We start from the raw sequence: 23290 nt of genomic DNA, 5'->3' as shown, positions 1-23290 counted from the left end.
TAAAACCCCACAGTGGCTGAAAACACTGTGGGGTAAAGAAAATTTGTGTAAAAAAATGGTCCCACAGTATTTTAAATGGAGAACTGTGTGACCGCTAATCATGCTGAAGAACTATTGGTCGCACAGGATGCTGACAAGTGCCCGCATCCCGTACGATGTGGACACTACCTGAACCAATAGTAATAAAATCGATTAATTTTGCGATTTACTTTCTTCATGATTAGAATCTCCTAAGTTAAGTTAAATTTTAATTGTAGTTAGCTTATAATTTATCATCATGATTGTCAACCTTTAATTTCAAAAGATGCTTAAATGACAACTAAATTCTCGATTTTAAAATCTGGATAGATAAAAACGTTGTCGGTTAATATGAAACCAGCTTTTCTTTAAAGTCATCCTCATTTTTAGTTCAAAAAAGACCACTTATTCCCTTACACTACCGGGATTGGTGGTCATAATACTTAATTTAACTTGTTAAACCATTTTTTAACTTTTACTGATTATTGGATATATGACTCGTTTAGAAAATGGGAGTTATATGAAACCAAATCAACAAATTTAATATGTTAAACGGCAATCTCCAGTCATAATTATTCACACCACCGCCTAATTTTTCTTGACATTTTCACATAATCGCCGTACGCTTAATGGCAATTAAACATCCGTCCTAAATAAACCATTGATGTGGAGATCAAGATTGTTGTGCACGTAAAGAGAGCCACCGCTGCTGAGAGTGTGGTCGAACGCAAACAGTTAAATGGACCACAGAGGGTTCTTCTGAAAGTTACGAGTACGAAGAAACGTCAGACATACGTCAGTTGTCGGGAGCGTGCTAGCGCTTTGCTAAGGGTGATGACGGTCTTTTTGTCATCAAATTAAGGTGGTACCGCGGAAAATCCGTCCTTAAACAAATCAAAAGTTTGTTTTGGGCGGATTTTTTTATTTAGACGATAAACTCAAATATGGAGGAATCCTTATGATATCTAGATCTAAACGATGGCAATTTTCCGATTTTAGCTGACAACACAATCAAATCGGAGGTTCTTATGATGACTTTTAATCAACTCAAAAAAAATGCTCAAAATTATCCAGCAATTCCAATTACATTACAATTTCATGTTGACTCTTTTGATCCAATTGCCATTACCCAGGCTTTCGATCAACCTGAATCACCCTGTTTCTTATTAACGGGTCAACCTAAAAAAAGTGAAGACGGTTATACCTTTATCGGATTAAATCCAGTCAAAACATTCACTTATCGTGACGGTATCATGACGATATCGGATAATCACGGTAATGTTTCACATGGAACAGTTGCGTTAAAGACTGTTATCAACCAAACTCTTCAAACTAGCCGGACTCCACGACTACCTGAATTGCCACCATTTGTCGGCGGGCTGGTTGGTTACTTCAGCTATGACTACGCTAAGTACGCAACCACGGCAAACCTACCAAATGTTCAAAATCCAATGAATTTAGATGATGCTGATCTGCTCCTAATTGATCAGGTCATTGCATATAATCATTCGACTCAAACTGTCACCCTTAGCAAAGTGATTGCCTCTGCTGACTTATCAGCAGCTTATGATTTAGTCATGACTGATCTGAAGAAGTTAAAAACTCAAGTCTTGAGCGTGACCGATCGCAGGCAATTCCCTGATTTTTCAATGTCATCACTAACCAGTCAGTTTTCTTTACAAGAATTTACCGAGAAGGTAGCTGAAACTCAAAAGCACATTGTTGATGGTGACATTTTCCAACTAATTTTATCGAATCCTCAACAAGCAACGATGACTGGTTCTTTATTTACAGTCGCGCCAACCTTGTTTAGAGAAAGTCCTTCACCTTACCAATTCTATTTCCGCCACGGCGACTTTGAAACAATTGGTGCCTCACCGGAAACGCTCATTACCAAACGAGACCAGACACTTTTTAGTTATCCACTGGCAGGCACCCGCCGTCGAGGTAAGGATCAACGTGAAGATGATCAATTTGCTTATGAATTGCAACACAGTGCCAAAGAGCTTTCGGAACATAATATGCTAATTGATTTAGGCAGAAATGACCTTGGCAGTATCAGTAAGTTTGGTACTGTAAATGTCACTGCTTATCGCCGATTACTAAAATTTGCCAACGTGATGCACTTAGGATCAGTCATCGAAAGTACCGCAAAAAAGGATGTTTCGGCCATCGATATCATTAACGCTGTTTTACCTGCCGGTACCCTATCTGGTGCGCCAAAAATTTCAGCAATGCAAATCATTGGTCAACTTGAAAATCGAAAGCGTGGTGTCTATGGGGGTTGCTTGGGATACCTGGGATTTGATGGTGACTTGGACTTATGTATCGGTATTCGTTTAGCCTATCGGAAGGGTAAACACTTAGTGGTTCATTCTGGTGCTGGAATTGTTGCTGATAGCGTGGCTAAATATGAATATCAAGAGTTTAACAATAAAGCAAGCTCAGTAGTTAACGCATTAAAAGAAACCGCCATGAAGGGAAGTGTTAAAGATGCACTATCTTATTGATAATTACGATAGCTTCACATATAATCTCTATCAATTGATTGGTACATTAACCGATGACCCAATTAAGGTTGTTAAAAATGACGCCATCACAGTAGATGAACTGCGGAGTGAAAACCCTGATAGTATTATTCTTTCGCCAGGACCAGGCCGTCCAGAAAACGCTGGAAATATGCCCGCAATTCTCCAAGAGTTTATTGGCAAAGTTCCTATTTTCGGCGTCTGCTTAGGTCATCAAGCAATTGCCCAGGCTTATGGTGCTAAAATTGTCCACGCACCACAGTTGATGCACGGCAAGTCTTCGCTAATTAACGTTTCCGTAAATAATGGTCTTTTTACCAAATGTCCAGAAACATTTGAAGCGGCCCGTTATCATTCACTAATTGTGGATTCCGATTCCATCCCGACTCATTTAACGGTTACCGCTAAAACCACTGATCATGAAGTCATGGCAATCGCGGATGAAAAAAATGATGTCTACGGCGTTCAATTTCATCCTGAATCAATTATGACCGACCCCGTTGTTGGTAAACAAATTGTGACAAACTTTTTAAAAATGACTACAAAGACAATCAAACAAACGATTTAGTAACCAGCAACCTAAAAGTTCTTGTAATCAATATTTAAAATATGAAACACCCTGAAATTAGGTTTAACCAAAACTGATTTTTCCAGTCTTGGTGTTGAATCCAATTTCAGGGTGTTTTCTAATTTTAAACAGTATCCGGTGACGATTACTAAATCAGTATACAGATTGCACTATTCCAACTTTCAAAGAGAGTCATATTTCATCCCTCCGATATCCTTACTCTGCTTTAAAATTCGACTTAAAAATATAGCCACATGATGGGCAGCGATTCATACCATAATTGATTTGCATCGGTCGATGGCAATGTGGACAGTTTCCCTGAACGGATCGGGGAATCTTTTTGAACCCAGTTGCTTGTTTTGATTGCTGATTATTCATGATAACTTCCTCCGATTTTTATTAACTATAAGCACTTAACTTTGAATAGCTGTTAAATATTTTGCGGGTATCGCATCTACCAGCCATATGCCACTTTTAGTTGGATAAAATAGTAGACCATGATTAGCGGCTTGTTTGGCTGCAATTTGGAAGATAACCGGTTGCGGATCCCGGCGCTTGCCCACCTGAATCGCCATTGCTTGATTGGCCGAAAGATGAACAAAATCCCGATCCATTTTCTTCAACCCTTCATCCACAATAAATCTAGCTGCCGCATGAGTTGTCCCATGAAACAAACGATCTGGTGGCGTCATTGGCCGCGTTAACGGCTTAACGGGAATACTATGACCATATAGTGCCCTTATGGTATCACCCTCAATGGCGTAGCGCTGCTTATCACTTTGGGCCATGATCTGTTGAATAACCTGTTTACTAATAGGAGTTCCAAAGTGTTGATTAAATTTAGTAATTAATTCATCCAGATTCACGCGACCATATTGATCCAGCGTGACACCAATTTTATCGGGATGGTGCCTCAAAATAAATGATAATCGTTTGCTTAATCTTGTCAGTTCATGCTTCATTAATCAATCAGTCCCTAAACGCAAAATTTCTATCTGCTATTATTATATATCCAATGAATTAAAAACCAGCGATAACCAATCGGGCTACCAATAGTGGTTATGATATGGTAAGTGACCAGATCAAATAATTATCAATTTAGTCCCCTGCATATGCTAAAATCAGAGTATGTAAATTTGCTGAAAGGAATTCCAAAATGAAAACTATTTATTTTGTCCGCCATGGTCAAACTTTGCTAAACCAATTTCGGAGAATGCAGGGATGGGTTGATTCGCCATTAACAAAAAGGGGAGAATCCCAAGCTGCTAAAGTTGGCGATCAGTTAAAAGATCTCCAATTCAATTTAGCAGTTAGTTCTGATATGATGCGGGCAATTCATACCCTTGATATTATCCTTAAAAAAAATCAGCACACTGACAACCTCAAACGTGAAATTCACAAAGATGTTCGCGAAGTTTATTTTGGTTCCTTCGAGGGCATCGACAGTACACAGACCTGGAATATGATTGGTGGTCCGCTGGGGCATTTCAAGCAAGATGATCTAATCCGCGAACACGGTCTTTTAAAAGTTCGTGATTTTATGCATGACGCAGATCCCTTTCATGAAGCAGAAACGGCGGCCCAAATTGAGAAACGAATCAAACAGGCAGTCGGACATCTTCAAGATGAACTTGAGGATGGCGACCAAGCGATTGTTGTTTCACATGGAACATACCTACGGAATCTAGCAACTATCTACACGGAAGGTCATCCCTACCTCAGACAACCCAAAAATGGCGGAATTACAATTCTTGACGTTACAGATACCCCTAAAATAATATCGTATAACCAGTAGAAATGGAATTGGTTCTCAAATTCTCAGTAAGCCATTTAAACCTGGGTAGACATATCCTTTATGCGATGGCTAGTTATTACGTCTTGTCACTAAATAATCTTCAAAATAGGATTGGCTTTTATCCAACCAATAAATCATTCCATAAGCGACTTAGCAATTGAATAAAATGACGATCTTTTTATTTCCCCGCCAAAATCATTTGTTATAAAAAATCCTGTAAAATCAGCATGGTGCCATTTCAGCTGGTTTTACAGGATTTTAAGCTTCCGACCCACTTGAACTTAAATCGGCTTTCTTTGAAGATGACTTAATAGCCCAGATTATTAACGTTATTGCGTTTCGTTTTATCAGTTTGCCAGAAGAACAGTGTCTTGGCAACTCCAACAACTTTCTTCTTTGGAACGAATCCCCAGTAACGACCATCATTGGAAACACTACGATGATCTCCTAAGACAAAATACTCACCCTTGGGAACTTTAACAGCACCGGTATTCTTACTCCAGCTCTTTGATAGTGACTTAAGATCCCAGTTGCCGGTTCCAGTTGTGCGTTCTTTTTGACTAATAAATTTCTGATTAATAGCCTTCCCGTTAACGTAGATATTGCCATCATTACTTGAAACAGTATCACCGGGCAATCCAATTACCCGCTTTACGTAATCCGTGTTTGGTTGGGTTGCACTAGGATCCACACCATGAGCATCAAAAACAATCACACTCAAATGCTTAACCTTGCTATGGCGGAAAACTAATAACCGCTCATTATTAATCAAATTAGGTTCCATCGATGGGCCATCCACTTTAGCAACCGTTAGAACAAACATTCGTAACAACTCAGCAATTAATAACCCAACAACGATTGGAATAATCCAACTTAATATTCCCTTGAAAACTTTCATTTTAAACTCCTTTACGGACTATTATTTATTGATAATACGATATTAAAATGCAATCGGATTTAATTTTAGCATACTTTCCTACCATGACAACATTTTCAGCCATTATTAACAGAACCATAATTTATTTGCGCATTCTATTGGCACTCGGTATGATAACGTAAGTGACTTATCTTGATAGAAATAGGTGATTAAATGGCAACTTCCCCAAATATGGTCAAAAAAATTTGGCTAACCTTTATCTTGGGAACAATAAGTGCGACTGGGCCACTCTCAATTGACCTTTACCTGCCGGCACTTCCGGAAATGACAACCAGCTTACATACTCAAACATCCCTTATTCAGCTTAGTTTAAGTGCCTGTTTAATTGGTCTGGCATTGGGGCAATTAATTTCCGGACCACTAAGTGATAAATTTGGTCGTAAACGGCCGCTTATGGTTGGCTTTTTTATCTTTGGAATTGTTTCATTATTAATTGCATTCAGTCATTCGGTTTATCTGTTAATATTCCTAAGATTTATCCAAGGCTTGGCTGGCGCCAGTGGTCAGGTACTATCTCGGGCGATCGCTTCAGACATGTTTTCCGGATCATTATTAACCCGCTTTTATGCAATGCTATCGGCAGTAAATGGGATTTTCCCAGTGATTTCGCCTGTGATTGGTGGCTTCATGATCCGATTCGTCAGCTGGCAGGGAATCTTTGTTTTGCTGGCAATTATCGGGTTCCTGCTTTTCGTTGCCATTTGGCTAGGAATCCGCGAAACATTGCCACCCGAAAAACGATTACATGGCGATGTTGTTAAATCAGTCGGCGTTATGTTTGATTTGTTAAATGATTCTAAATTTGTAAAGTTGATATTGGCAACCGGTCTCGCCTATGGTGGCTTGTTTAGTTACATTTCCGCGTCATCCTTTGTTTTCCAAAATTTCTTTCGAATGTCGGTTTCTAATTTCGGCTTATTATATGCAATAAATGGGATTGGCATTGCGATTGGTTCCGCTATTCCTGGATTGTTAGCAACTCATTTTTCAGAGGTTGCCCAAACAAAATTTGTTTTAACATCAACATTGTTAACAGCTATTGGCTTACTGTTAAGCTCATTTTTCTTCAACAACCTCTTCATCGTCATCGCTTTGGTTTTCCTAATTGTGACCCAATTTGGCATGATTTTTACGTTAACCACTTCAATTATCATGAATCTTTCTTTAAAAAATAGTGGCAGTATTTCAGCCCTACTGGGACTTTCGCAAAATGCAATCGGTGGTATTATGTCACCCTTAGTCGGATTAATGGGAACCGGTACTTATTTACCAATGGCTACTGCAATAGTCGGCTGTATCGGTATCAGCTTGGTACTGTTCAATACGGTTCGTTTTAAGCCGATAAAAGATTAGCCAAGCATGTTTATTTACTACCACAAGACCTGTTTTTAACCTATTTTCTGGTTGTATATCGGTCAACATAAATGAAATAACAAATTTCCCTAACATCAAAAAATCCCGTAAAGCCAATTTTGCAGAATGCAAACCGGTTTTACGGGATTTTACTTTAAGTTAAAACTATCAGCTAGATGACTGTGTATAACGATTACCAGGATAAACCACCAACCGTGACAGACCCCCTCACGATCATTCACCTTAAATCTAACCGCTTTTACTGAGCTAACTTGGTAATCTTACCTTCTTGGATATAAACACTTAAAATTGCAATATCAGCCGGATTAACACCACTAATTCGGGTCGCCTGGGCAATTGTTTCAGGATGAATTTTCTGAAGTTTCTGGCGGGCTTCAGTTGCGATGCCATCAATTGCTTCATAGTCAATTCGTTCAGGAATCTTTTTAGCTTCCATCCGTTTCATCTTTTCAACACTAGATTCTGCCTTAGCAATGTAACCAGCATACTTTGTTTGAATCTCAACTTGCTCAATCACTCGCCGATCCAGTGACGTGTCAGATTTTGGAATGAAGCGAAGCAGTGTTTCATAGTTAACGTATGGTCGACGAAGAAAGACAGCCGCAATAACACCATCTTGAAGTGGCTTATCACCGTGTTCTTGAACAAAGGTGTTAACCTCATCAGACGGTTTAATTCGAATCTTATTTAGCCGATCAATTTCATCTTCAATCGCTTGTTTTTTAATTAAAAATTTAGCATAACGCTTATCGGAAATCAGCCCAATGTCGTGACCTTTTTCCGTTAGACGCATATCTGCATTGTCCGTTCGTAGCAATAACCGGTATTCAGCACGACTAGTCAACAAACGATATGGTTCTTTCGTCCCTTTCGTAACCAAATCATCAATCATAACGCCAATATATGCTTCGTTTCGCTTCAAAACAAATGGGCCCTTTCCAAGCGCACGACGCCCAGCATTAATACCAGCAATAATTCCCTGCCCGGCTGCTTCTTCGTATCCTGATGTGCCGTTGGTTTGACCGGCGGTGAATAGGTTCTTCACAATTTTAGTTTCCAAAGTTGGTTTCAGTTGATATGGTGCCACAACATCATACTCAATTGCATAACCTGGCCGCATCATTTGAGCGTGTTCCAAACCAGCAACCGTATGAAGCATCTTTTGCTGAACCTCCTCAGGCATTGAGGTTGACAATCCATCGACATACCATTCTTCAGTATTTTTACCTTCTGGTTCCAAGAAAAGTTGATGACGTTTCTTGTCAGCAAATCTGACAATCTTATCTTCAATGGATGGGCAATAACGCGGACCCACCCCTTCAATGACCCCAGTAAACATCGGTGCCCGGTCAAGATTCTCTCGGATAATTTTATGCGTGGTTTCATTTGTATATGTTAACCAGCAAGACAACTGATCCTTAACCGCTAAGTAATCTTTGTCAGGCGTCTCAAAACTAAAGTGATGCGGCTTTTCATCCCCTGGTTGCTCTTCAGTCTTAGCATAATCAATCGTTGTCCCATCAACTCGGGGTGGCGTTCCTGTCTTAAACCGCTCCAGATCAAATCCTAATTTTTCAAGATTTGGAGTCAACTTCTCGGCTGGTTGAGAATTATTTGGCCCAGATGCATACATAAGTTCGCCAATAATAATCTTGCCGCGAGCTGCTGTTCCGGTTGAAACAACAACCGCTTTAGCTTGATATCTGGCACCTGTATTCGTAATAACACCTTTGCAGATACCGTCTTCAACAATCAAGTCGTCGACAATTCCCTGACGCAGCGTTAAATTTGGTTCCTTCTCAATCGTATGCTTCATTTCGGCATGGTATGCGTGCTTATCAGCTTGGGCACGTAATGCCTGAACGGCTGGGCCCTTTCCGGTATTTAACATCCGCATCTGAATATAGGTCTTATCGATATTATGACCCATTTCACCGCCCAATGCATCAACCTCTCGGACAACCGTTCCTTTGGCAGGACCACCAACGGATGGATTACATGGCATAAAAGCAACCATATCCAAGTTAATGGTGATAAGCAATGTTTTATTACCCATTCGAGCAGCAGCTAATGCAGACTCGCACCCAGCATGACCGGCTCCGACAACAATGACATCATAATCCTCACCGCGATATTTTTGTTTAACATCGCTAACTCGTAAACTTTTCAACTGCAAATTCCTCCAAATGTTTCACATGAAACAAACTATTTTCCTAAACAAAATTGACTAAATAGTTGATCAATTAGTTCATCTTGATAACTATCACCAGTAATTTCACCAAGAAAATCCCAACAACGCGTCATATCAATTTGAACCAAATCAACCGGCATCCCTTCATCCAAGCCTTTAAGAACATCTTCCAATGCGCTTTTGGCCTGATTAAGTAAGCCGATATGCCGGGCATTAGTCACCATGACATCATTCTGACTACTTTCGATCCCTTCATTAAAAAACATTTCTGCAATTAAGGATTCGAGGTGAGTAAGACCATTCGCTTTTATCGCCGAAGTTGAAATAACATTTTTTGACTTTGCAAGACGCTTAATTTCGCCTAAATCAACTTTATTTGGTAAATCAGTCTTATTTAAAACGATGATTCGCTGTTTAGCTTTTGTCGCAGCAAGTAATTCTTTGTCCTCATCCGTTAATGGCTCACTCGCATTTAAAACTAGTAAGACAAGATCAGCACTGTTAATCGCCTTTCGTGATCGATCAACACCAATTTTTTCAACTTTATCGGTTGTATCTCGAATTCCGGCTGTGTCCACCAACTTTAATGGAACACCACGCACATTAACGTACTCTTCCAAAACATCTCTGGTTGTCCCAGGGACATCAGTCACAATTGCCTTATCTTCGTGAAGCAAATTATTTAAAAGACTGGACTTTCCCACATTGGGACGACCAATAATTGACGTAGCAAGACCATCACGCAAAATTTTACCTTGTTTTGCAGTTGCCAAAAGTTGGACAATTCGACTATGAACGTCGTTAGCTTTTTCCCGCAACAAGTTACTGGTCATTGTCTCAACATCATCATATTCAGGATAATCAATGTTCACTTCAACTTGTGCCAAAACATCCAAAATATCTTTTCGCAAATGCTTAATGAGATGAGATAAGTTTCCATCCAGTTGACTAATAGCAGCCTGCATTGAACGATCAGTTTTAGCCTCAATCAAATCCATTACCGCCTCAGATTGTGATAAATCAATCCGACCATTCAAAAAGGCTCGTTTTGTAAACTCTCCAGGTTCTGCCATTCGCGCACCGTTGCTCAGCACCAATTGTAAGATTCGATTAGTTGCAACAATGCCGCCGTGACAATTAATTTCGATAATATCTTCTTTAGTGTAAGTATGTGGCGCTCTCATGACTGAAAGCATCACTTCGTCAATTTCTTCATCTGTCGAGGGATCTACAATATGACCATAATTGATGGTATTGCTGGCAACCTTATCAAGGTTCTTACCACGATAAATTTTCTTAGCAACATCAACTGCTTCCTCACCACTAATGCGGACAATTGAAATACCGCCCTCACCAGGTGGTGTTGAAATAGCTGCAATCGTATCAAATTCTGTTGTTGTTAAAACCATGACTAAGCTTCCTCCCACATAAAAATACAACAGACAATATTAAAACACATTTTGTATATTAGTGCACAAAAAAAGTGCCCACTCCACGCTAGAAAAATCTAGCATGGATAAAGCACTTTGACTACTTTACCTAGTTAAGATAAGAATGATTACCTTTATGATATTTTAAAGACGCTCATTTGTCAATCCAAAATTAAGAGAAGTCATCTAAAAATAAAATGACGCAACTTATTTGTTAAAGACAAATTACGTCAAATAAAAAATTCGCAACAAAAAGACGTCTCCTTAGCCATTCATAGGAAATCGTGATTCCAAAAACGCTCCCTTAGCCTTAAAATTGCCATAATCAGGCCACATCAAAAAGAGTATGCTATTTTTAATAGTCAATCCCTTGAAAGCCACCCTAAATAAGGCGGTTATCGTCATTTATATTAATTAATAGTCATTGCCATAAACTGTATTTTATTTCGGAAGCAATCGCAAAGGACGCTGCCAGAACACCTTATCAATTTAACAAGGAACTAATCCAACCAAATCAGTCAATTGGCTATTTTATTTCTGACTTAAATATATTGGATCCACTTAATCCAAAACAATTTTGAATTAAAGTTACTGCTTAGGTGCCACAACGATCACTCGATGTGGTTCCTTACCCGTTGAATACGTAATAACGTACTCATTATCCGCGAGCGTATTGTGGATCTGTTTGCGCTCAAATGAAGGCATTGGGTTTAAGTAAATTGGTTTTCCATTGGCGATCGCATCACGAGCTGTCTTTTCCGCCAACTGCTCTAGCGACTCACTTCTTCGGGCCCGATAGTTCGCGGTGTCCAATTCAACATTAACATTATTAGCCCCCAATCGGTTGATAAAAATTTGGGATAGATTCTGAAGTGCATTAATGGTTCGGCCATGGCGCCCAATAAGACGGCTTTCCTGGTCAGTGCTAATATCAATATAGATCGCATGTTTACTGCGCATATCTAATTTGAGTTTAAACGAAAATCCCATTGCTTCAAGCACATCATTTAGATAATTGGCTAATTGTTGAGAAATGTTTTCGAGATCAACGGCTTTTTTAGTAACATCATTATCTGCCTGATCAGGACGAGACAGATTAGTAGTGTTACTTTTTGCTTCAGTTAGTTTTTGATTTGTGATCGTTTGATTCTGGTTTGTGTTCTTTTTCTTTTTAACGTCAACCTTAGCTAGTTTGCGACCGATACCAAAGAAGCCATGTCTTGGCTGTTGGAGGATTTTAACTTCAACTTGGTCCTGTGTGAGTGATAAATCAGCTAGGGATTGTTCTACTGCGTCTTGGATGGTTTTTCCAGAGTAAATTGTCATAATAAACTCCCTTTAATTAATTTAACTGATTTATGATAGCATAAATTATTAACTTAATAAATGGTTTCCGGTAAAAAACGCAAACTAATCGGAAACTTGAAAGATTAATGTGATGTTTGCAATCTTCATTTAACCAAAACTTCACTAATACGATATAATTGACATTAAACCCCCTTCTGGATCATTTGGGTAATAAAGTCTCTTTAGAATTTAGATTCTAGTTTTCGTTTTAGGGAGTGTCAGATTGGCAAATACTAACCAGTATGATGCTGGTAGGAACATCCAAGTCGACCGTCAGCATCGCTTAAATAAACTACAGGAAGCTCAGAAAATTACCCTTGCAAACTTAGGTACCTATGCCGTTATTATGACTGCTGAATTAATCATTGGTTATTGGAACAGCATTACTGTTTTAATTGCCGATGGGCTGAATAATCTGACCGGTGTTTGTGGGGCAGCTATCTTAATTGCGGGCTTAAAGATTTCAAGAAAACCACCGGACTCCAACCATGTCTTGGGACATTGGCAGTATGAAAATATTGCCGCTTTCTTGTCAGCAACTATTATGTTTGCTGTTAGTATCCAAATTCTGGTTGATGGTGTTTTCGCAGTGAACCGATTCTTGTCTGGTCACCACGTTGTTCCAAACGGGTGGTCTCTGGGTGTGAGTCTGGCTTCGGCCTTAGTTATTTCGGTGCTTGCCAGATTTAATCGTGTCAGGGGTGCTCAGTTAAAAAATCAAGCATTAATTGCTTCTGGTCAAGATTTAAAGAGTGATGCTTGGACCAGTTTTGGAACATTTCTGTCCATTGGTGGTGCTTTTCTTGGCGCCCAATGGCTGGATGGCGTTGCTACCATTGCCGTTGGTATTTTAATTTTACATGCCGCAATTTCGATTTTTAGAACAACCATTATGAGACTTACCGAAGGGTTTAATCCCGGCGTCATTAATGAGTACAGTAAGACAATCAATGCGATTCCGGGTGTTTTAGGGGTCCAGGGAATTGAGCCACGCTGGCTCGGCGATCAAATTGTGATGAAAATTGGTATCTATCTCGCGGATGATACAGAACTGCAAACCGCCTACTCGATTGGCGAAAAGGTCGAAAGCGTCTTAATGACCCAATACGATATTCTGGATGCGGACGTAATGGCTTACCCGGTAAGTCTAAGAAATGATCCGTCAAAAGTTGACTAGACAATAAAGGGATTCAATTTAAAAACTTTCAAATCCGATTAGGGCTTCTTGACAAGGTTTCCAATCACTGCTATATTTTGGCCAATAAGTTAGTTCGTAAAACAAAATGATTCGGTGAGTAATTTGCGGCCACCTGCAGAGAATCGACGGTTGATGCAAGTCGAAGCTGGCAACAAATGAAGATGGCCGATAATTGGTTGGTGTAAATGACGTCCACGAACATCAAACGGAATGGTCTCCGTTACCAGACACACCACTTTATTGAGAAAGATTTAAAATGGTTGATAAGGCTTGTTGCGTAATCAACAAGCAAATCCAGAATGGTACCGCGAAAAAACGCTTCTGCTAGTTACCACAGAGGCGTTTTTTGTATCCTAATTTTTAGTGAATATATGAAAATGGAGTGATTATATGTCAAAATTAGCAATTATTACAGGGGCAGGACAGGGAATTGGAAAAGGAATTGCGCAACGTTTGGCCAAAGACGGTTATTCAATCGCTGTCGCAGACATTAATTCCGATACAGCAGCCCAGGTTGCCAAAGATTTGAAGTTAGCAGGCTACTCAGCAAAGAGTTATCAATTGGATGTTGCCAATCGGGAAGATATGTTCAACTTAGTAAAATCAGCAGTCAATGATTTAGGTACCCTCGCCGTTTTTGTTAATAACGCCGGCGTGGCATTTATCGATACCATCGTTGACTCGACTCCTGATAAAATTCGTCGGTTACTTGATGTTAATCTTCTTGGTACCTACTGGGGAATCCAAGCGGCTGCTCAGCAATTTAAAAAACAAGGTAAAGGTGGTCGAATTATCAATGCAGCCTCATTGGCTGGTATTGAAGCATCTGCACTTCAAAGTGCTTATTCTGCCTCTAAATTCGGTATTCGAGGTCTAACTCAAGCTGCATCCAAGGAATTAGCAGCAGATAAGGTTACTGTCAATGCTTACGACCCAGGGGTTGTTCGAACCCCACTACGAGATGGTATCGATAAACGAACCGCGGAGATCCGCCATATTTCTATTTCGGAACAGCAAAAAAATGTCCTCAGCGAAATTACGTTAGGGCGTGAAGCCACCCCAGCTGACGTGGCAGAGGTGGTAGCATGGTTTGCATCACCAGCAGCCGCCTACATTACAGGACAATCTATCTTAGTTGATGGTGGCATGAGGTATCAATAAAAAGATAATCTCTTGTCCTTTTAATTTATAATAAACATTTAGATCACAGTTACTTCTTAAAACATTTAAGCCAAGTTCAACAAAATCAAAGGATCAGAGTGAGATAAAAGGCGATTAGCTTCCAGAGTATAATTGGATTATCCCAATATTCAGGGCTTGAATATTGGGATAATCTGGATGTATGGCAGGAAGGGCTTTTGTCTCACGTTTTTGCTTGGTAATAGTCATGATTACAAAAAGCGGGGCCGGACAAAATTACTTTTGTCTCGGCCCCGCCCTTTTTATTTTTTATTATTTTCGCTTACTACGTTTTGCTTTACGAATTGCCTTTTGAACAGCTCGTTTACGATTACGTTCGGCTTTTTGTTTTCGTTCACGTTCACGACGAATCTTCCAAGGATTTTGAATAACCAGTGTCTGACCAACTTGGAAAGCGTTGGTAACCACCCAGTACAATGATAAGGCTGAAGGAAGACTTACGGCCATAATTAGAATAAAGATTGGCATTCCAATCGTCATCATCGTTGTCATGGAATTTGATTCAGGTTGGCCTTTCATTGCTAGCCAAGAAGAAATAAACGTAAACAGCGCAGCCAAGATTGGCAAAATGAAGATTGGATCCGGATGGCCAAGTTGCAGCCAGAAGAAAGTGCCACTTCTTAAAATATCAGTTCGCCAGATTGCTTGATACAAAGCAAATAGGATTGGCATTTGAACAATTAATGGTAAACAACCTGCGATTGGGTTAATTCCCGCTTCGGCATATAATTTTTTCTGTTCAGCCTGCAGCTTTTGCATTGTTTCAGCATCTCTAGACGAATACTTCTTTTGCAATGCCTTTAACTGCGGTTGAACTTCTTGAGTTTTTCTCATGCTTCGCGTTTGATAAATCATCAATGGTAAAATCACAATTCGGACAAGAATCGTGAATATGATAATTCCCATTCCATAGTTATCACTAAAGAATTTAGATAACCAAATAATTGCTCGTGAGAAGTTAAGGACAACCCAACCATCCCAAATTCCCTTGCTATGTTCAGTAATTGGCGTATTGCTACATGCGGAGAGTACTACCGTTAGACTGACCAAAGATAGCAATACCATTATTTTTCTTATTTTCTTTTTCAACGTTTTTCCCCACTATCATAATTGGAATCGATCAGTTTTGCTAACTTAAATACGTGAATCAAGCTGGATTTGATATCTTGCATCGACATTTGATCCGTTGATGGACGCGCTATTACAATAAAATCAACGTCTTGGCGCAAATCCGGCTTCAATTCTAGTATTGCCTGACGAATTCGACGTTTGACCCAATTTCTATGTACTGCATTGCCAATCTTTTTTCCAACGGAAATCCCGACGCGAAAATGTAATTGATTAGGCTTGTCCAACGAATAGACAACAAATTGACGATTTGCAACGGAGTTGTGAGTTTCAAACACTTTTTGAAATTCGGACTCTTTTTTTACACGATACGATTTTCGCATGATTCATCTCCACATATTTCTGTTTAAAAATAATGAAAAAGACCACTGAATGGTCAGTGGTCTATGCAGACAATACTTTTCTACCTTTTTGACGTCGGCGTGCTAACACTTTACGACCATTACTGGTACTCATTCGTTTACGGAAGCCATGAACGCGAGCGCGATGACGCTTCTTTGGTTGATATGTTCTTTTCATAAAAAAATCCTCCTTACTCTTTTAAGTCGCGTTTAAGCATTTATTAATATGTTCAAATGCATTTCCCAAATATATTAACATAAAACTCCTATTAATGAAATACCATTTTTTATAGTTAAGCAACTTAAAAAAATATAAAATTTGTTTCATGAACAAAAGGTGTGGATAACTCCGTCATTTACGAGACATCATTTTCTTGATTTGCACAAGGTTATCCACAAAGAAACAGAATGTTCTTAAAGTTATCCACAGCTTGTGGACAGTTTTAATTTTATTTTGATAAGCCCTGTTAACACAACGTTTAGTTATCCACAGAGCGCTGTGAATTCCTTGAATTAAACTTTTGTTTTTCCACTTATCCACAGAAGAGTTATCCCAACTGTCTACAACTGTGAAACAATTATGCACAGGCTTGTTTTGCCTGTGGAAAACTTTTATTGAGAATGCTAGAATTAATTTGCATTTCATAAAACGACTAAAAATCAGGGGGGAATTTCAAAGTGCTTGATAAGGATTCATTGTGGCAAAAACTAAGTGAACAATTTCGAGAGAACACAACCGACCTTACTTACGATACATGGATAAAACCAGTGACACCCATTAGCTTCGATGGATCCACACTTACTTTATCTTTACCTTCTGAATTGCATCGGGATTATTGGAAAGAACAACTGGCTCCAAATCTCATCGAATATGCCTTTGTTATTACTAAGGGTAATATCGAACCAAAATTTATTTTGGATTCCGATGTCAAAAAAGAAGAAACAGAATTAGAGTCAGAACCTACAGATGACGCTAACGAGCCTGAGCCGGATGAAGAGTTTTCCTTTAGTAAAGAAACTCATTTAAATCCCAACTATACTTTCGATAATTTTATTATCGGCAAAGGAAACCAAATGGCGCACGCTGCAGCACTTATCGTATCTGAAGAACCCGGAAAACTTTACAATCCATTATTCTTTTACGGTGGTGTTGGACTTGGAAAAACTCATTTGATGCAAGCCATTGGTAATAAACGATTAGAGGATCATCCGGAAACAAACGTAAAATATGTTACTAGTGAAGCCTTTACTAACGATTTTATTAATGCTATTCAAACAAATCGAACCGAGGAATTTCGTCGAGAATATCGTAACGTTGACATTTTAATGGTCGACGATATTCAATTTTTTGCGCAAAAAGAAGGAACCCAGGAAGAATTCTTCCATACTTTTAACGATCTCTACAATAATGATAAACAAATTGTTTTAACTTCCGACCGTGTCCCACAGGAAATTCCAAAGCTGCAGGAACGATTGGTTTCTCGGTTTGCCTGGGGATTACCGGTTGATATTACACCACCGGATCTTGAAACCAGAATTGCCATTCTCAAAAACAAAGCAAAATTGGACAATTTAGTTATTCCAAATGATACGTTAGCCTACATTGCTGGGCAAATTGACTCTAACGTTAGAGAACTTGAAGGTGCTTTATCACGAGTTCAAGCATATTCGAAACTTAAAAATGAACCAATAACAACTGACCTGGTTTACGAAGCATTGCGCGGTCTAAAACTAACCAAGACAAGCCGTGAACTATCAATTGTTGATATCCAAAATAAAGTTGCTAGTTATTTTCATGTCTCAATAACTGATCTTAAAGGAAAAAAACGGATGAAGTCCATCGTTGTTCCAAGACAGATTGCAATGTATCTTTCACGTGAAATGACAAACAACTCACTACCAAAAATCGGTAAAGAATTTGGTGGAAAAGATCATACAACCGTTATCCATGCTTGCGATAAAATTTCCGAAATCATCAAAATCGATATTGATATTAGAAAAGAAATTGCGGATATCAAAAGTGAGCTAAACTAAATGGTATAATTGGTTGTGGATAATTCAACAGAGAAGTAATAAGTTATGCACAGACTTATCCACAAGTTGATAACTGCTAATTGCCAGTATCTTTTCAGTTATCCACATATCCACATGCCCTACTATTACTTCTGTTTTTCTATTAATTAAATAAAATAATTCACCACTCTCTGGGAGGTAGATTTAACGCATGAAATTTTCAATTGGTCGCACAGCATTTACAAAAGGATTAAATACAGTAGCAAGAGCTATTTCTACAAAAACAACAATTCCAATTTTGACAGGACTTAAATTAGTTGCTAATGAAACCGGTATCGTTTTAACAGGAAGCGACGCTGACATTTCCATTGAAACAACAATAAGATCTGATGATCCAGATAATATGTTGGTTATTCAATCAGAAGGCGCAATTGTCCTACCAGCCCGATTTTTTACTGATATTATTAAAAAATTACCTGAAGATACGATTACTTTAGAAGTTGGCGAAAATTTTCAAACATTAATTACTTCTGGTCAATCGTCCTTTACCATTAATGGATTAGATGCTAATAATTATCCACATCTTCCAGAAATTCAAACCACGGATACCATTCCATTGGCAGGAGATCTATTTAAGCAAATTATTAGTCAAACCGTTGTTGCAGTTTCAAGTCAAGAAAGTCGGCCAATTCTAACTGGGGTTCATTTTGTCCTTTCTGAAAATAACTTGCTGGCTGTTGCCACAGATAGTCACCGATTAAGCCAACGTAAAGTAACCTTGGAAAATCCAATCAATGGCACTTATAATTTCGTTATTCCAGGTAAAAGCTTAATCGAGCTTTCTCGAATGATAGACGATGTTAAAACTGAAGTTACTTTATCAGTTACTGAAAATCAGGCACTTTTTGTAATTGGTAATACTTTATTCTATTCTCGGCTTTTGGAAGGAAACTATCCCGACACAACAAGATTAATTCCTGATTCTCATGACACGCAAGTTGCTTTTGATTCACCTGATCTCTTAGCAGCAATCGAACGGGCATCTTTGCTATCCCATGAATCAAGAAATAATGTTGTTAAGATTACAGTAGATCCAGATAAAAAATCTGTTACCATCTATGGAAACTCTCCAGATGTTGGGAATGTCGAGGAAGATCTTGAACCAAAAACCGTCGAAGGAAACGAACTTGAGATTTCTTTCAATCCTGATTACATGAAAGATGCGCTCAGATCGTTTGGCCAGGCAACCATTAATATTGATTTTACGTCGTCATTGCGGCCGTTTACATTGACTCCAACCGAAGAAAGTGAGAGTTTTATTCAATTAATTACACCAATTAGGACATTTTAAAGATCCCCTGTTACTTTAGATATGTTGTAGAACATTATTAAACCTACAAAGAGGCTGAGCAAATTTTATTTTGTTCAGCCTCTTTTAATAAGCGTGCAATTATAAGGAAATTAACCAATGATTTAAAGACAACTCTTAGTTATGTCCTTAAATTACCCAACAGATAATATTCAGACAACTTACTTTACGATTACTTTATGTATGGAAAGTTTTAGATAAAAAGGGCTATTTACTTAATCCAGGTGTTTATTTTGGAAATGGTTGTTTTATTTGTACCATTAATTGGAAGCCAAGATAATTTGGAAAATGTTTTTATCCTGTTTTCACAAACATCAAGGTTGTTAAAAATATTCTGCCAACTGCTTAAAAAAAGCTTAAAAGATCATTTATTGTCCATATACGTACTTTTTAGCGCTTTTTACTCTCATAAGGTAAAAATATCAAAAATGCCAAAACCCGCTCAGAATGCTTGAGAATCGCTATAAACATGTACTTTTAGTAAATAAAGAGGTATAATTATACTATGTAAAAAAGGTGGGTGAAATTGTGAAAAAAGAGATTTTCATTGATGGGCCTTATATTACTCTTGGACAATTATTGAAAGAGGAAGCCATTATAAGTAGTGGTGGTCAAGCTAAATGGTATTTAAAAGAAACTGCAGTTAATGTCAATAATGAACCTGACAATCGCCGTGGTCGAAAGTTATCCGATGGTGATAAAGTTGAGATTCCTGATGTTGGCTTATTTTTTATTCGCTCAAAGCAGGAATCTGAATGAAATTAACGGCAATTGAAATTCATAATTTTCGTAATTATGTAAATCAAACGCTTAAATTTTCAGATGGTATTAATGTATTACTGGGTGAAAATGCCCAAGGAAAAACCAACTTGCTTGAAGCGATTTATGTTTTGGCATTGACCCGTAGTCATCGCACAAATAACGAGAAGGAACTCATTAATTGGAATAGCCAAACTGCTCAAATTAAAGGTGTTTTACAAAAGCGCTTAGGAAATGTTCCCATTGAACTGGATTTGGGCCCTAAAGGAAAGCGGGCCAGAGTTAATCACTTAGAACAAGCAAAGTTATCCACTTATATTGGTCAACTAAATGTTATTTTGTTCGCACCGGAAGATTTGTCAATTGTTAAGGGGTCTCCTCAAGTTCGGCGTCGATTTATGGACATGGAATTTGGTCAAATGAGCAATCGTTATTTGTATAATTCTGCCCAATATCGAAAAATACTAAAACAACGTAATCGCTATTTGCGAGATTTACATCAGAAAAGACAATCTGATCGAGTGTACTTAGACGTTCTATCAGATCAGTTGTCAGCTTATGGTGCGGAAATTATTTTTCAGCGATTACAACTACTTAAAAAGTTAGAAAATTTCGCCAGAATAATTCACACTGAAATCTCTCAAGGAAAAGAAAAGCTTACTTTTGAATACAAAACTGTTGTTTCCAAAGAGCAGCTAGGGTCCGTAGAGTTAATTTATCAAAACCTTTTGAAGCAGTTCACTGAAATAAAAGATAAAGAAATATTTCGAGCAACAACTTTGATTGGCCCACATCGTGATGATCTCCACTTTGTTATTAACGGTAAGGAAGTTCAATCCTTTGGTTCACAGGGTCAACAGAGGACAACAGCGTTGTCGGTAAAGTTAGCTGAAATCGATTTAATGAAAGAACAGACTGACGAATATCCAATTCTATTGCTGGATGATGTTCTGTCTGAATTGGATGATTTTCGACAGACTCACCTTTTGACAGCAATTCAAGATAAAGTTCAGACCTTTTTAACCACCACTAGTTTAAGCGGTGTGCAGCAGGAGTTGCTGACAAATCCACGAATTTTTAAGATAAAAGATGGCACAGTTGATTTGGAAAATAGTTAGGAGACATACAAATGGCTGACGAAAAAGAAACTAAAAAAGAATTAGCTCATGAATACGACGCGAGTCAAATTCAAGTTCTTGAAGGACTCGAAGCTGTTCGTAAGCGTCCTGGGATGTATATTGGCACAACGAGTTCGCAAGGACTTCACCATTTAGTATGGGAAATTGTTGATAACGGAATCGATGAAGCCCTTGCTGGTTTTGCTAGTAAAATCACGGTAACCGTTGAGAAGGATAATAGCATTACAGTTACTGATGATGGTCGTGGAATTCCAGTTGACGTTCAAAAAAAGACGGGTAAATCAGCACTAGAAACCGTATTCACAATTTTGCATGCTGGCGGTAAATTTGGCGGTGGCGGTTACAAAGTTTCTGGTGGTCTTCATGGTGTTGGTGCATCAGTTGTTAATGCACTTTCAACGGAACTGGATGTATCAGTTACTCGAGATGGAAAAGTTTACTACATGGACTTTTCGCGAGGTCATGTTACTACTAAAATGAAGGTTGTGGATCATGTTTCGGATGACCTTCATGGAACAAAAGTTCATTTCTTACCGGATCCTGATATTTTTCGTGAAACGACAACTTTCGACATCAAAGTTTTAACGGCTCGGCTCAGAGAATTAGCTTTCTTAAATAAGGGTCTGAGAATCGTTATTCGTGATTTGCGACCAGAGAAACCAACTGAAAAGGATTTTCTTTACGAGGGAGGTATTCGGCATTATGTTGAATATCTTGATCGAGACAAGGACACTTTATTAGATGAACCGATCTACGTTGAAGGAATCATGAATGGGATAACCGTTGAAGTCTCGATTGATTATACGGAAGATTACCACAATACATTGATGACTTTTACCAACAATATTCATACTTACGAAGGTGGAACTCATGAGGAAGGATTCAAACGGGCACTAACACGAGTTGTAAATGATTACGCCCGTAAAAATAAGTTACTTAAGGATAATGAAGCCAACCTCTCTGGTGAAGATGTTCGTGAAGGAACGACTGCAGTTGTTAGTATCAAACATCCCGATCCACAATTTGAAGGTCAAACGAAGACCAAACTTGGAAATTCTGATGCAAGAACCGTCACTGATCGGGTGTTTAGTGATCATTTTTCAAAGTTCTTGATGGAAAACCCAAAATTAGCCCGAAAAATCGTTGATCGTGGTTTGCTTGCTTCAAAGGCGCGTTCGGCAGCTAAACGTGCTCGTGAAGTTACTCGGAAAAAGAGTGGATTGGAAATCAGTAATCTTCCTGGGAAGTTGGCTGATAATACAAGTAAGGATCCTAAAATATCTGAACTCTTTATCGTCGAGGGAGATTCTGCTGGTGGGTCAGCTAAACAAGGACGATCTCGACTTACTCAGGCTATCCTGCCCATTCGAGGAAAAATTTTAAACGTTGAAAAAGCCAGTATGGATCGAATCCTAGCTAATGAAGAAATCCGTTCATTATTTACTGCCATGGGAACGGGATTTGGTGATGACTTCGATTTATCGAAAATTAATTATCACAAATTGATTATCATGACCGATGCCGATGTCGATGGTGCTCACATCCAAACGCTATTGTTGACGTTAATTTATCGGTATATGCGACCACTAATTGATGCCGGTTATGTTTACGTTGCCCAACCACCTTTGTATCAAGTCCGTCAGGGTAAGATGCAACGATATATTGATTCGGATGACGACTTGAATCAATTCCTTGGGACTTTACAACCATCGCCTAAGCCCGTTATTCAACGGTACAAGGGACTTGGTGAAATGGATGCTGAACAGTTATGGGATACGACTATGAATCCTGAAAACCGTCATTTATTGCGGGTTGAATCCTCAGATGCTGCTGAAGCTAATCGAGTATTCTCGATGCTGATGGGTGACAAAGTCGAACCTCGTCGTGAATTTATTGAGAACAATGCCACATTTGTTGAAAATCTGGATGTTTAGTTTTTGTGTTTCACATGAAAC

At 38.7% G+C, this 23290-nt stretch carries 19 protein-coding genes and 1 other annotated feature; of the genes, 11 read left to right on the top strand and 8 right to left on the bottom strand.

Annotated elements, in window-relative coordinates:
• Positions 1-670 precede the first annotated feature (670 nt).
• Positions 671-908 (top strand) — a binding site (T-box leader).
• A gap of 141 nt (positions 909-1049) precedes the next feature.
• Positions 1050-2528 carry an anthranilate synthase component I family protein gene (locus FC85_RS00580; RefSeq protein ID WP_057863633.1) on the top strand — a complete coding sequence of 493 codons (1479 nt, stop codon included), beginning with the start codon at positions 1050-1052 and terminating at the stop codon, positions 2526-2528.
• Positions 2512-3114, top strand: a complete 603-nt coding sequence (locus FC85_RS00575) for an anthranilate synthase component II (RefSeq protein WP_057863632.1) — start codon at positions 2512-2514, stop codon at positions 3112-3114. Before FC85_RS00580 ends, FC85_RS00575 begins: the two co-directional genes overlap by 17 nt.
• Before the next feature lie 413 nt (positions 3115-3527).
• On the opposite strand, the gene FC85_RS00565 is transcribed toward FC85_RS00575, so the two are convergent.
• The gene (locus FC85_RS00565) at positions 3528-4076 is read right to left on the bottom strand and encodes an RNA 2'-phosphotransferase (protein WP_057863630.1); all 549 of its coding nucleotides are present in this window, start codon (positions 4074-4076) and stop codon (positions 3528-3530) included.
• A 194-nt stretch (positions 4077-4270) separates the two neighbouring features.
• Here FC85_RS00565 and FC85_RS00560 point away from each other — a divergent pair, with 194 nt between their 5' ends.
• Complete coding sequence (locus tag FC85_RS00560; RefSeq protein WP_083484832.1) at positions 4271-4909, top strand: histidine phosphatase family protein; 639 nt, start codon at positions 4271-4273, stop codon at positions 4907-4909.
• A 307-nt stretch (positions 4910-5216) separates the two neighbouring features.
• On the opposite strand, the gene lepB is transcribed toward FC85_RS00560, so the two are convergent.
• Positions 5217-5807, bottom strand: coding sequence for a signal peptidase I (gene lepB / locus FC85_RS00555; RefSeq protein ID WP_057863629.1), 591 nt, complete (start codon positions 5805-5807; stop codon positions 5217-5219).
• A 192-nt stretch (positions 5808-5999) separates the two neighbouring features.
• On the opposite strand from lepB, the gene FC85_RS00550 reads away from it, so the two are divergent.
• The gene (locus tag FC85_RS00550) at positions 6000-7199 is read left to right on the top strand and encodes a multidrug effflux MFS transporter (protein ID WP_057863628.1); all 1200 of its coding nucleotides are present in this window, start codon (positions 6000-6002) and stop codon (positions 7197-7199) included.
• 259 nt (positions 7200-7458) lie between these two features.
• Here the strand turns inward: FC85_RS00550 and mnmG are convergent, their stop codons facing one another.
• The 3 genes from mnmG to jag all read right to left on the bottom strand — a co-directional run bounded on the left by mnmG (position 7459) and on the right by jag (position 12167).
• On the bottom strand, positions 7459-9390 hold the full coding sequence (gene mnmG, locus FC85_RS00545) for a tRNA uridine-5-carboxymethylaminomethyl(34) synthesis enzyme MnmG (RefSeq protein ID WP_057863627.1): 1932 nt from the start codon (positions 9388-9390) through the stop codon (positions 7459-7461).
• Positions 9391-9425: 35 nt separating this feature from the next.
• Entirely contained in the window at positions 9426-10820 is a 1395-nt protein-coding gene (gene mnmE, locus FC85_RS00540) for a tRNA uridine-5-carboxymethylaminomethyl(34) synthesis GTPase MnmE (RefSeq protein ID WP_057863626.1), read from the bottom strand.
• A 609-nt stretch (positions 10821-11429) separates the two neighbouring features.
• Positions 11430-12167, bottom strand: a complete 738-nt coding sequence (jag, locus tag FC85_RS00535; protein ID WP_057863625.1) for an RNA-binding cell elongation regulator Jag/EloR — start codon at positions 12165-12167, stop codon at positions 11430-11432.
• 244 nt (positions 12168-12411) lie between these two features.
• On the opposite strand from jag, the gene FC85_RS00530 reads away from it, so the two are divergent.
• Both FC85_RS00530 and FC85_RS00525 read left to right on the top strand, forming a co-directional pair.
• Positions 12412-13365, top strand: coding sequence for a cation diffusion facilitator family transporter (locus tag FC85_RS00530; protein WP_057863624.1), 954 nt, complete (start codon positions 12412-12414; stop codon positions 13363-13365).
• Positions 13366-13776: 411 nt separating this feature from the next.
• Entirely contained in the window at positions 13777-14547 is a 771-nt protein-coding gene (locus FC85_RS00525) for an acetoin reductase (protein ID WP_057863623.1), read from the top strand.
• A 291-nt stretch (positions 14548-14838) separates the two neighbouring features.
• Here the strand turns inward: FC85_RS00525 and yidC are convergent, their stop codons facing one another.
• The 3 genes from yidC to rpmH form a co-directional block, all read right to left on the bottom strand.
• On the bottom strand, positions 14839-15675 hold the full coding sequence (gene yidC / locus FC85_RS00520) for a membrane protein insertase YidC (RefSeq protein WP_057863622.1): 837 nt from the start codon (positions 15673-15675) through the stop codon (positions 14839-14841).
• A complete protein-coding gene (rnpA, locus tag FC85_RS00515) occupies positions 15672-16037 on the bottom strand; it encodes a ribonuclease P protein component (protein ID WP_057863621.1) in 366 nt (121 codons plus the stop codon). The genes yidC and rnpA overlap by 4 nt, the downstream gene beginning before the upstream one ends.
• A 61-nt stretch (positions 16038-16098) precedes the next feature.
• Complete coding sequence (gene rpmH / locus FC85_RS00510; protein WP_003550985.1) at positions 16099-16233, bottom strand: 50S ribosomal protein L34; 135 nt, start codon at positions 16231-16233, stop codon at positions 16099-16101.
• A gap of 500 nt (positions 16234-16733) precedes the next feature.
• Between rpmH and dnaA the strand changes: the two genes are divergently transcribed.
• From dnaA to gyrB, 5 genes are all read left to right on the top strand, one after another.
• Positions 16734-18089, top strand: a complete 1356-nt coding sequence (gene dnaA, locus FC85_RS00505; protein WP_057863620.1) for a chromosomal replication initiator protein DnaA — start codon at positions 16734-16736, stop codon at positions 18087-18089.
• A gap of 190 nt (positions 18090-18279) precedes the next feature.
• A complete protein-coding gene (dnaN, locus tag FC85_RS00500; RefSeq protein ID WP_057863619.1) occupies positions 18280-19419 on the top strand; it encodes a DNA polymerase III subunit beta in 1140 nt (379 codons plus the stop codon).
• 546 nt (positions 19420-19965) lie between these two features.
• Positions 19966-20196 carry a S4 domain-containing protein YaaA gene (yaaA, locus tag FC85_RS00495; protein ID WP_186825081.1) on the top strand — a complete coding sequence of 77 codons (231 nt, stop codon included), beginning with the start codon at positions 19966-19968 and terminating at the stop codon, positions 20194-20196.
• Positions 20193-21314, top strand: coding sequence for a DNA replication/repair protein RecF (recF, locus tag FC85_RS00490; protein WP_057863617.1), 1122 nt, complete (start codon positions 20193-20195; stop codon positions 21312-21314). The genes yaaA and recF overlap by 4 nt, the downstream gene beginning before the upstream one ends.
• Positions 21315-21325: 11 nt before the next feature.
• Positions 21326-23269 (top strand): DNA topoisomerase (ATP-hydrolyzing) subunit B, encoded by a 1944-nt coding sequence (gyrB, locus tag FC85_RS00485; protein ID WP_057863616.1) that lies wholly within the window; start codon positions 21326-21328, stop codon positions 23267-23269.
• Positions 23270-23290 lie beyond the last annotated feature (21 nt).

Origin of the sequence: Lentilactobacillus diolivorans DSM 14421 (assembly GCF_001434255.1) — a bacterium.
In the GTDB taxonomy this organism is placed as follows: domain Bacteria; phylum Bacillota; class Bacilli; order Lactobacillales; family Lactobacillaceae; genus Lentilactobacillus; species Lentilactobacillus diolivorans.
Note: the sequence above shows the minus strand (reverse complement) of the source record. Positions and strands in the feature narration are given on the sequence as shown.

Bases quoted from the DNA above. Each gene is read 5' to 3' on its own strand.
- rpmH (WP_003550985.1), bottom strand. From the start codon at position 16,233: ATGAAAAGAACATATCAACCAAAGAAGCGTCATCGCGCTCGCGTTCAT.
- dnaN (WP_057863619.1), top strand. From the start codon at position 18,280: ATGAAATTTTCAATTGGTCGCACAGCATTTACAAAAGGATTAAATACA.
- FC85_RS00560 (WP_083484832.1), top strand. From the start codon at position 4,271: ATGAAAACTATTTATTTTGTCCGCCATGGTCAAACTTTGCTAAACCAA.
- FC85_RS00550 (WP_057863628.1), top strand. From the start codon at position 6,000: ATGGCAACTTCCCCAAATATGGTCAAAAAAATTTGGCTAACCTTTATC.
- gyrB (WP_057863616.1), top strand. From the start codon at position 21,326: ATGGCTGACGAAAAAGAAACTAAAAAAGAATTAGCTCATGAATACGAC.
- FC85_RS00575 (WP_057863632.1), top strand. From the start codon at position 2,512: ATGCACTATCTTATTGATAATTACGATAGCTTCACATATAATCTCTAT.
- lepB (WP_057863629.1), bottom strand. From the start codon at position 5,807: ATGAAAGTTTTCAAGGGAATATTAAGTTGGATTATTCCAATCGTTGTT.
- FC85_RS00580 (WP_057863633.1), top strand. From the start codon at position 1,050: ATGACTTTTAATCAACTCAAAAAAAATGCTCAAAATTATCCAGCAATT.
- rnpA (WP_057863621.1), bottom strand. From the start codon at position 16,037: ATGCGAAAATCGTATCGTGTAAAAAAAGAGTCCGAATTTCAAAAAGTG.
- mnmE (WP_057863626.1), bottom strand. From the start codon at position 10,820: ATGGTTTTAACAACAACAGAATTTGATACGATTGCAGCTATTTCAACA.
- recF (WP_057863617.1), top strand. From the start codon at position 20,193: ATGAAATTAACGGCAATTGAAATTCATAATTTTCGTAATTATGTAAAT.
- FC85_RS00525 (WP_057863623.1), top strand. From the start codon at position 13,777: ATGTCAAAATTAGCAATTATTACAGGGGCAGGACAGGGAATTGGAAAA.
- jag (WP_057863625.1), bottom strand. From the start codon at position 12,167: ATGACAATTTACTCTGGAAAAACCATCCAAGACGCAGTAGAACAATCC.
- FC85_RS00565 (WP_057863630.1), bottom strand. From the start codon at position 4,076: ATGAAGCATGAACTGACAAGATTAAGCAAACGATTATCATTTATTTTG.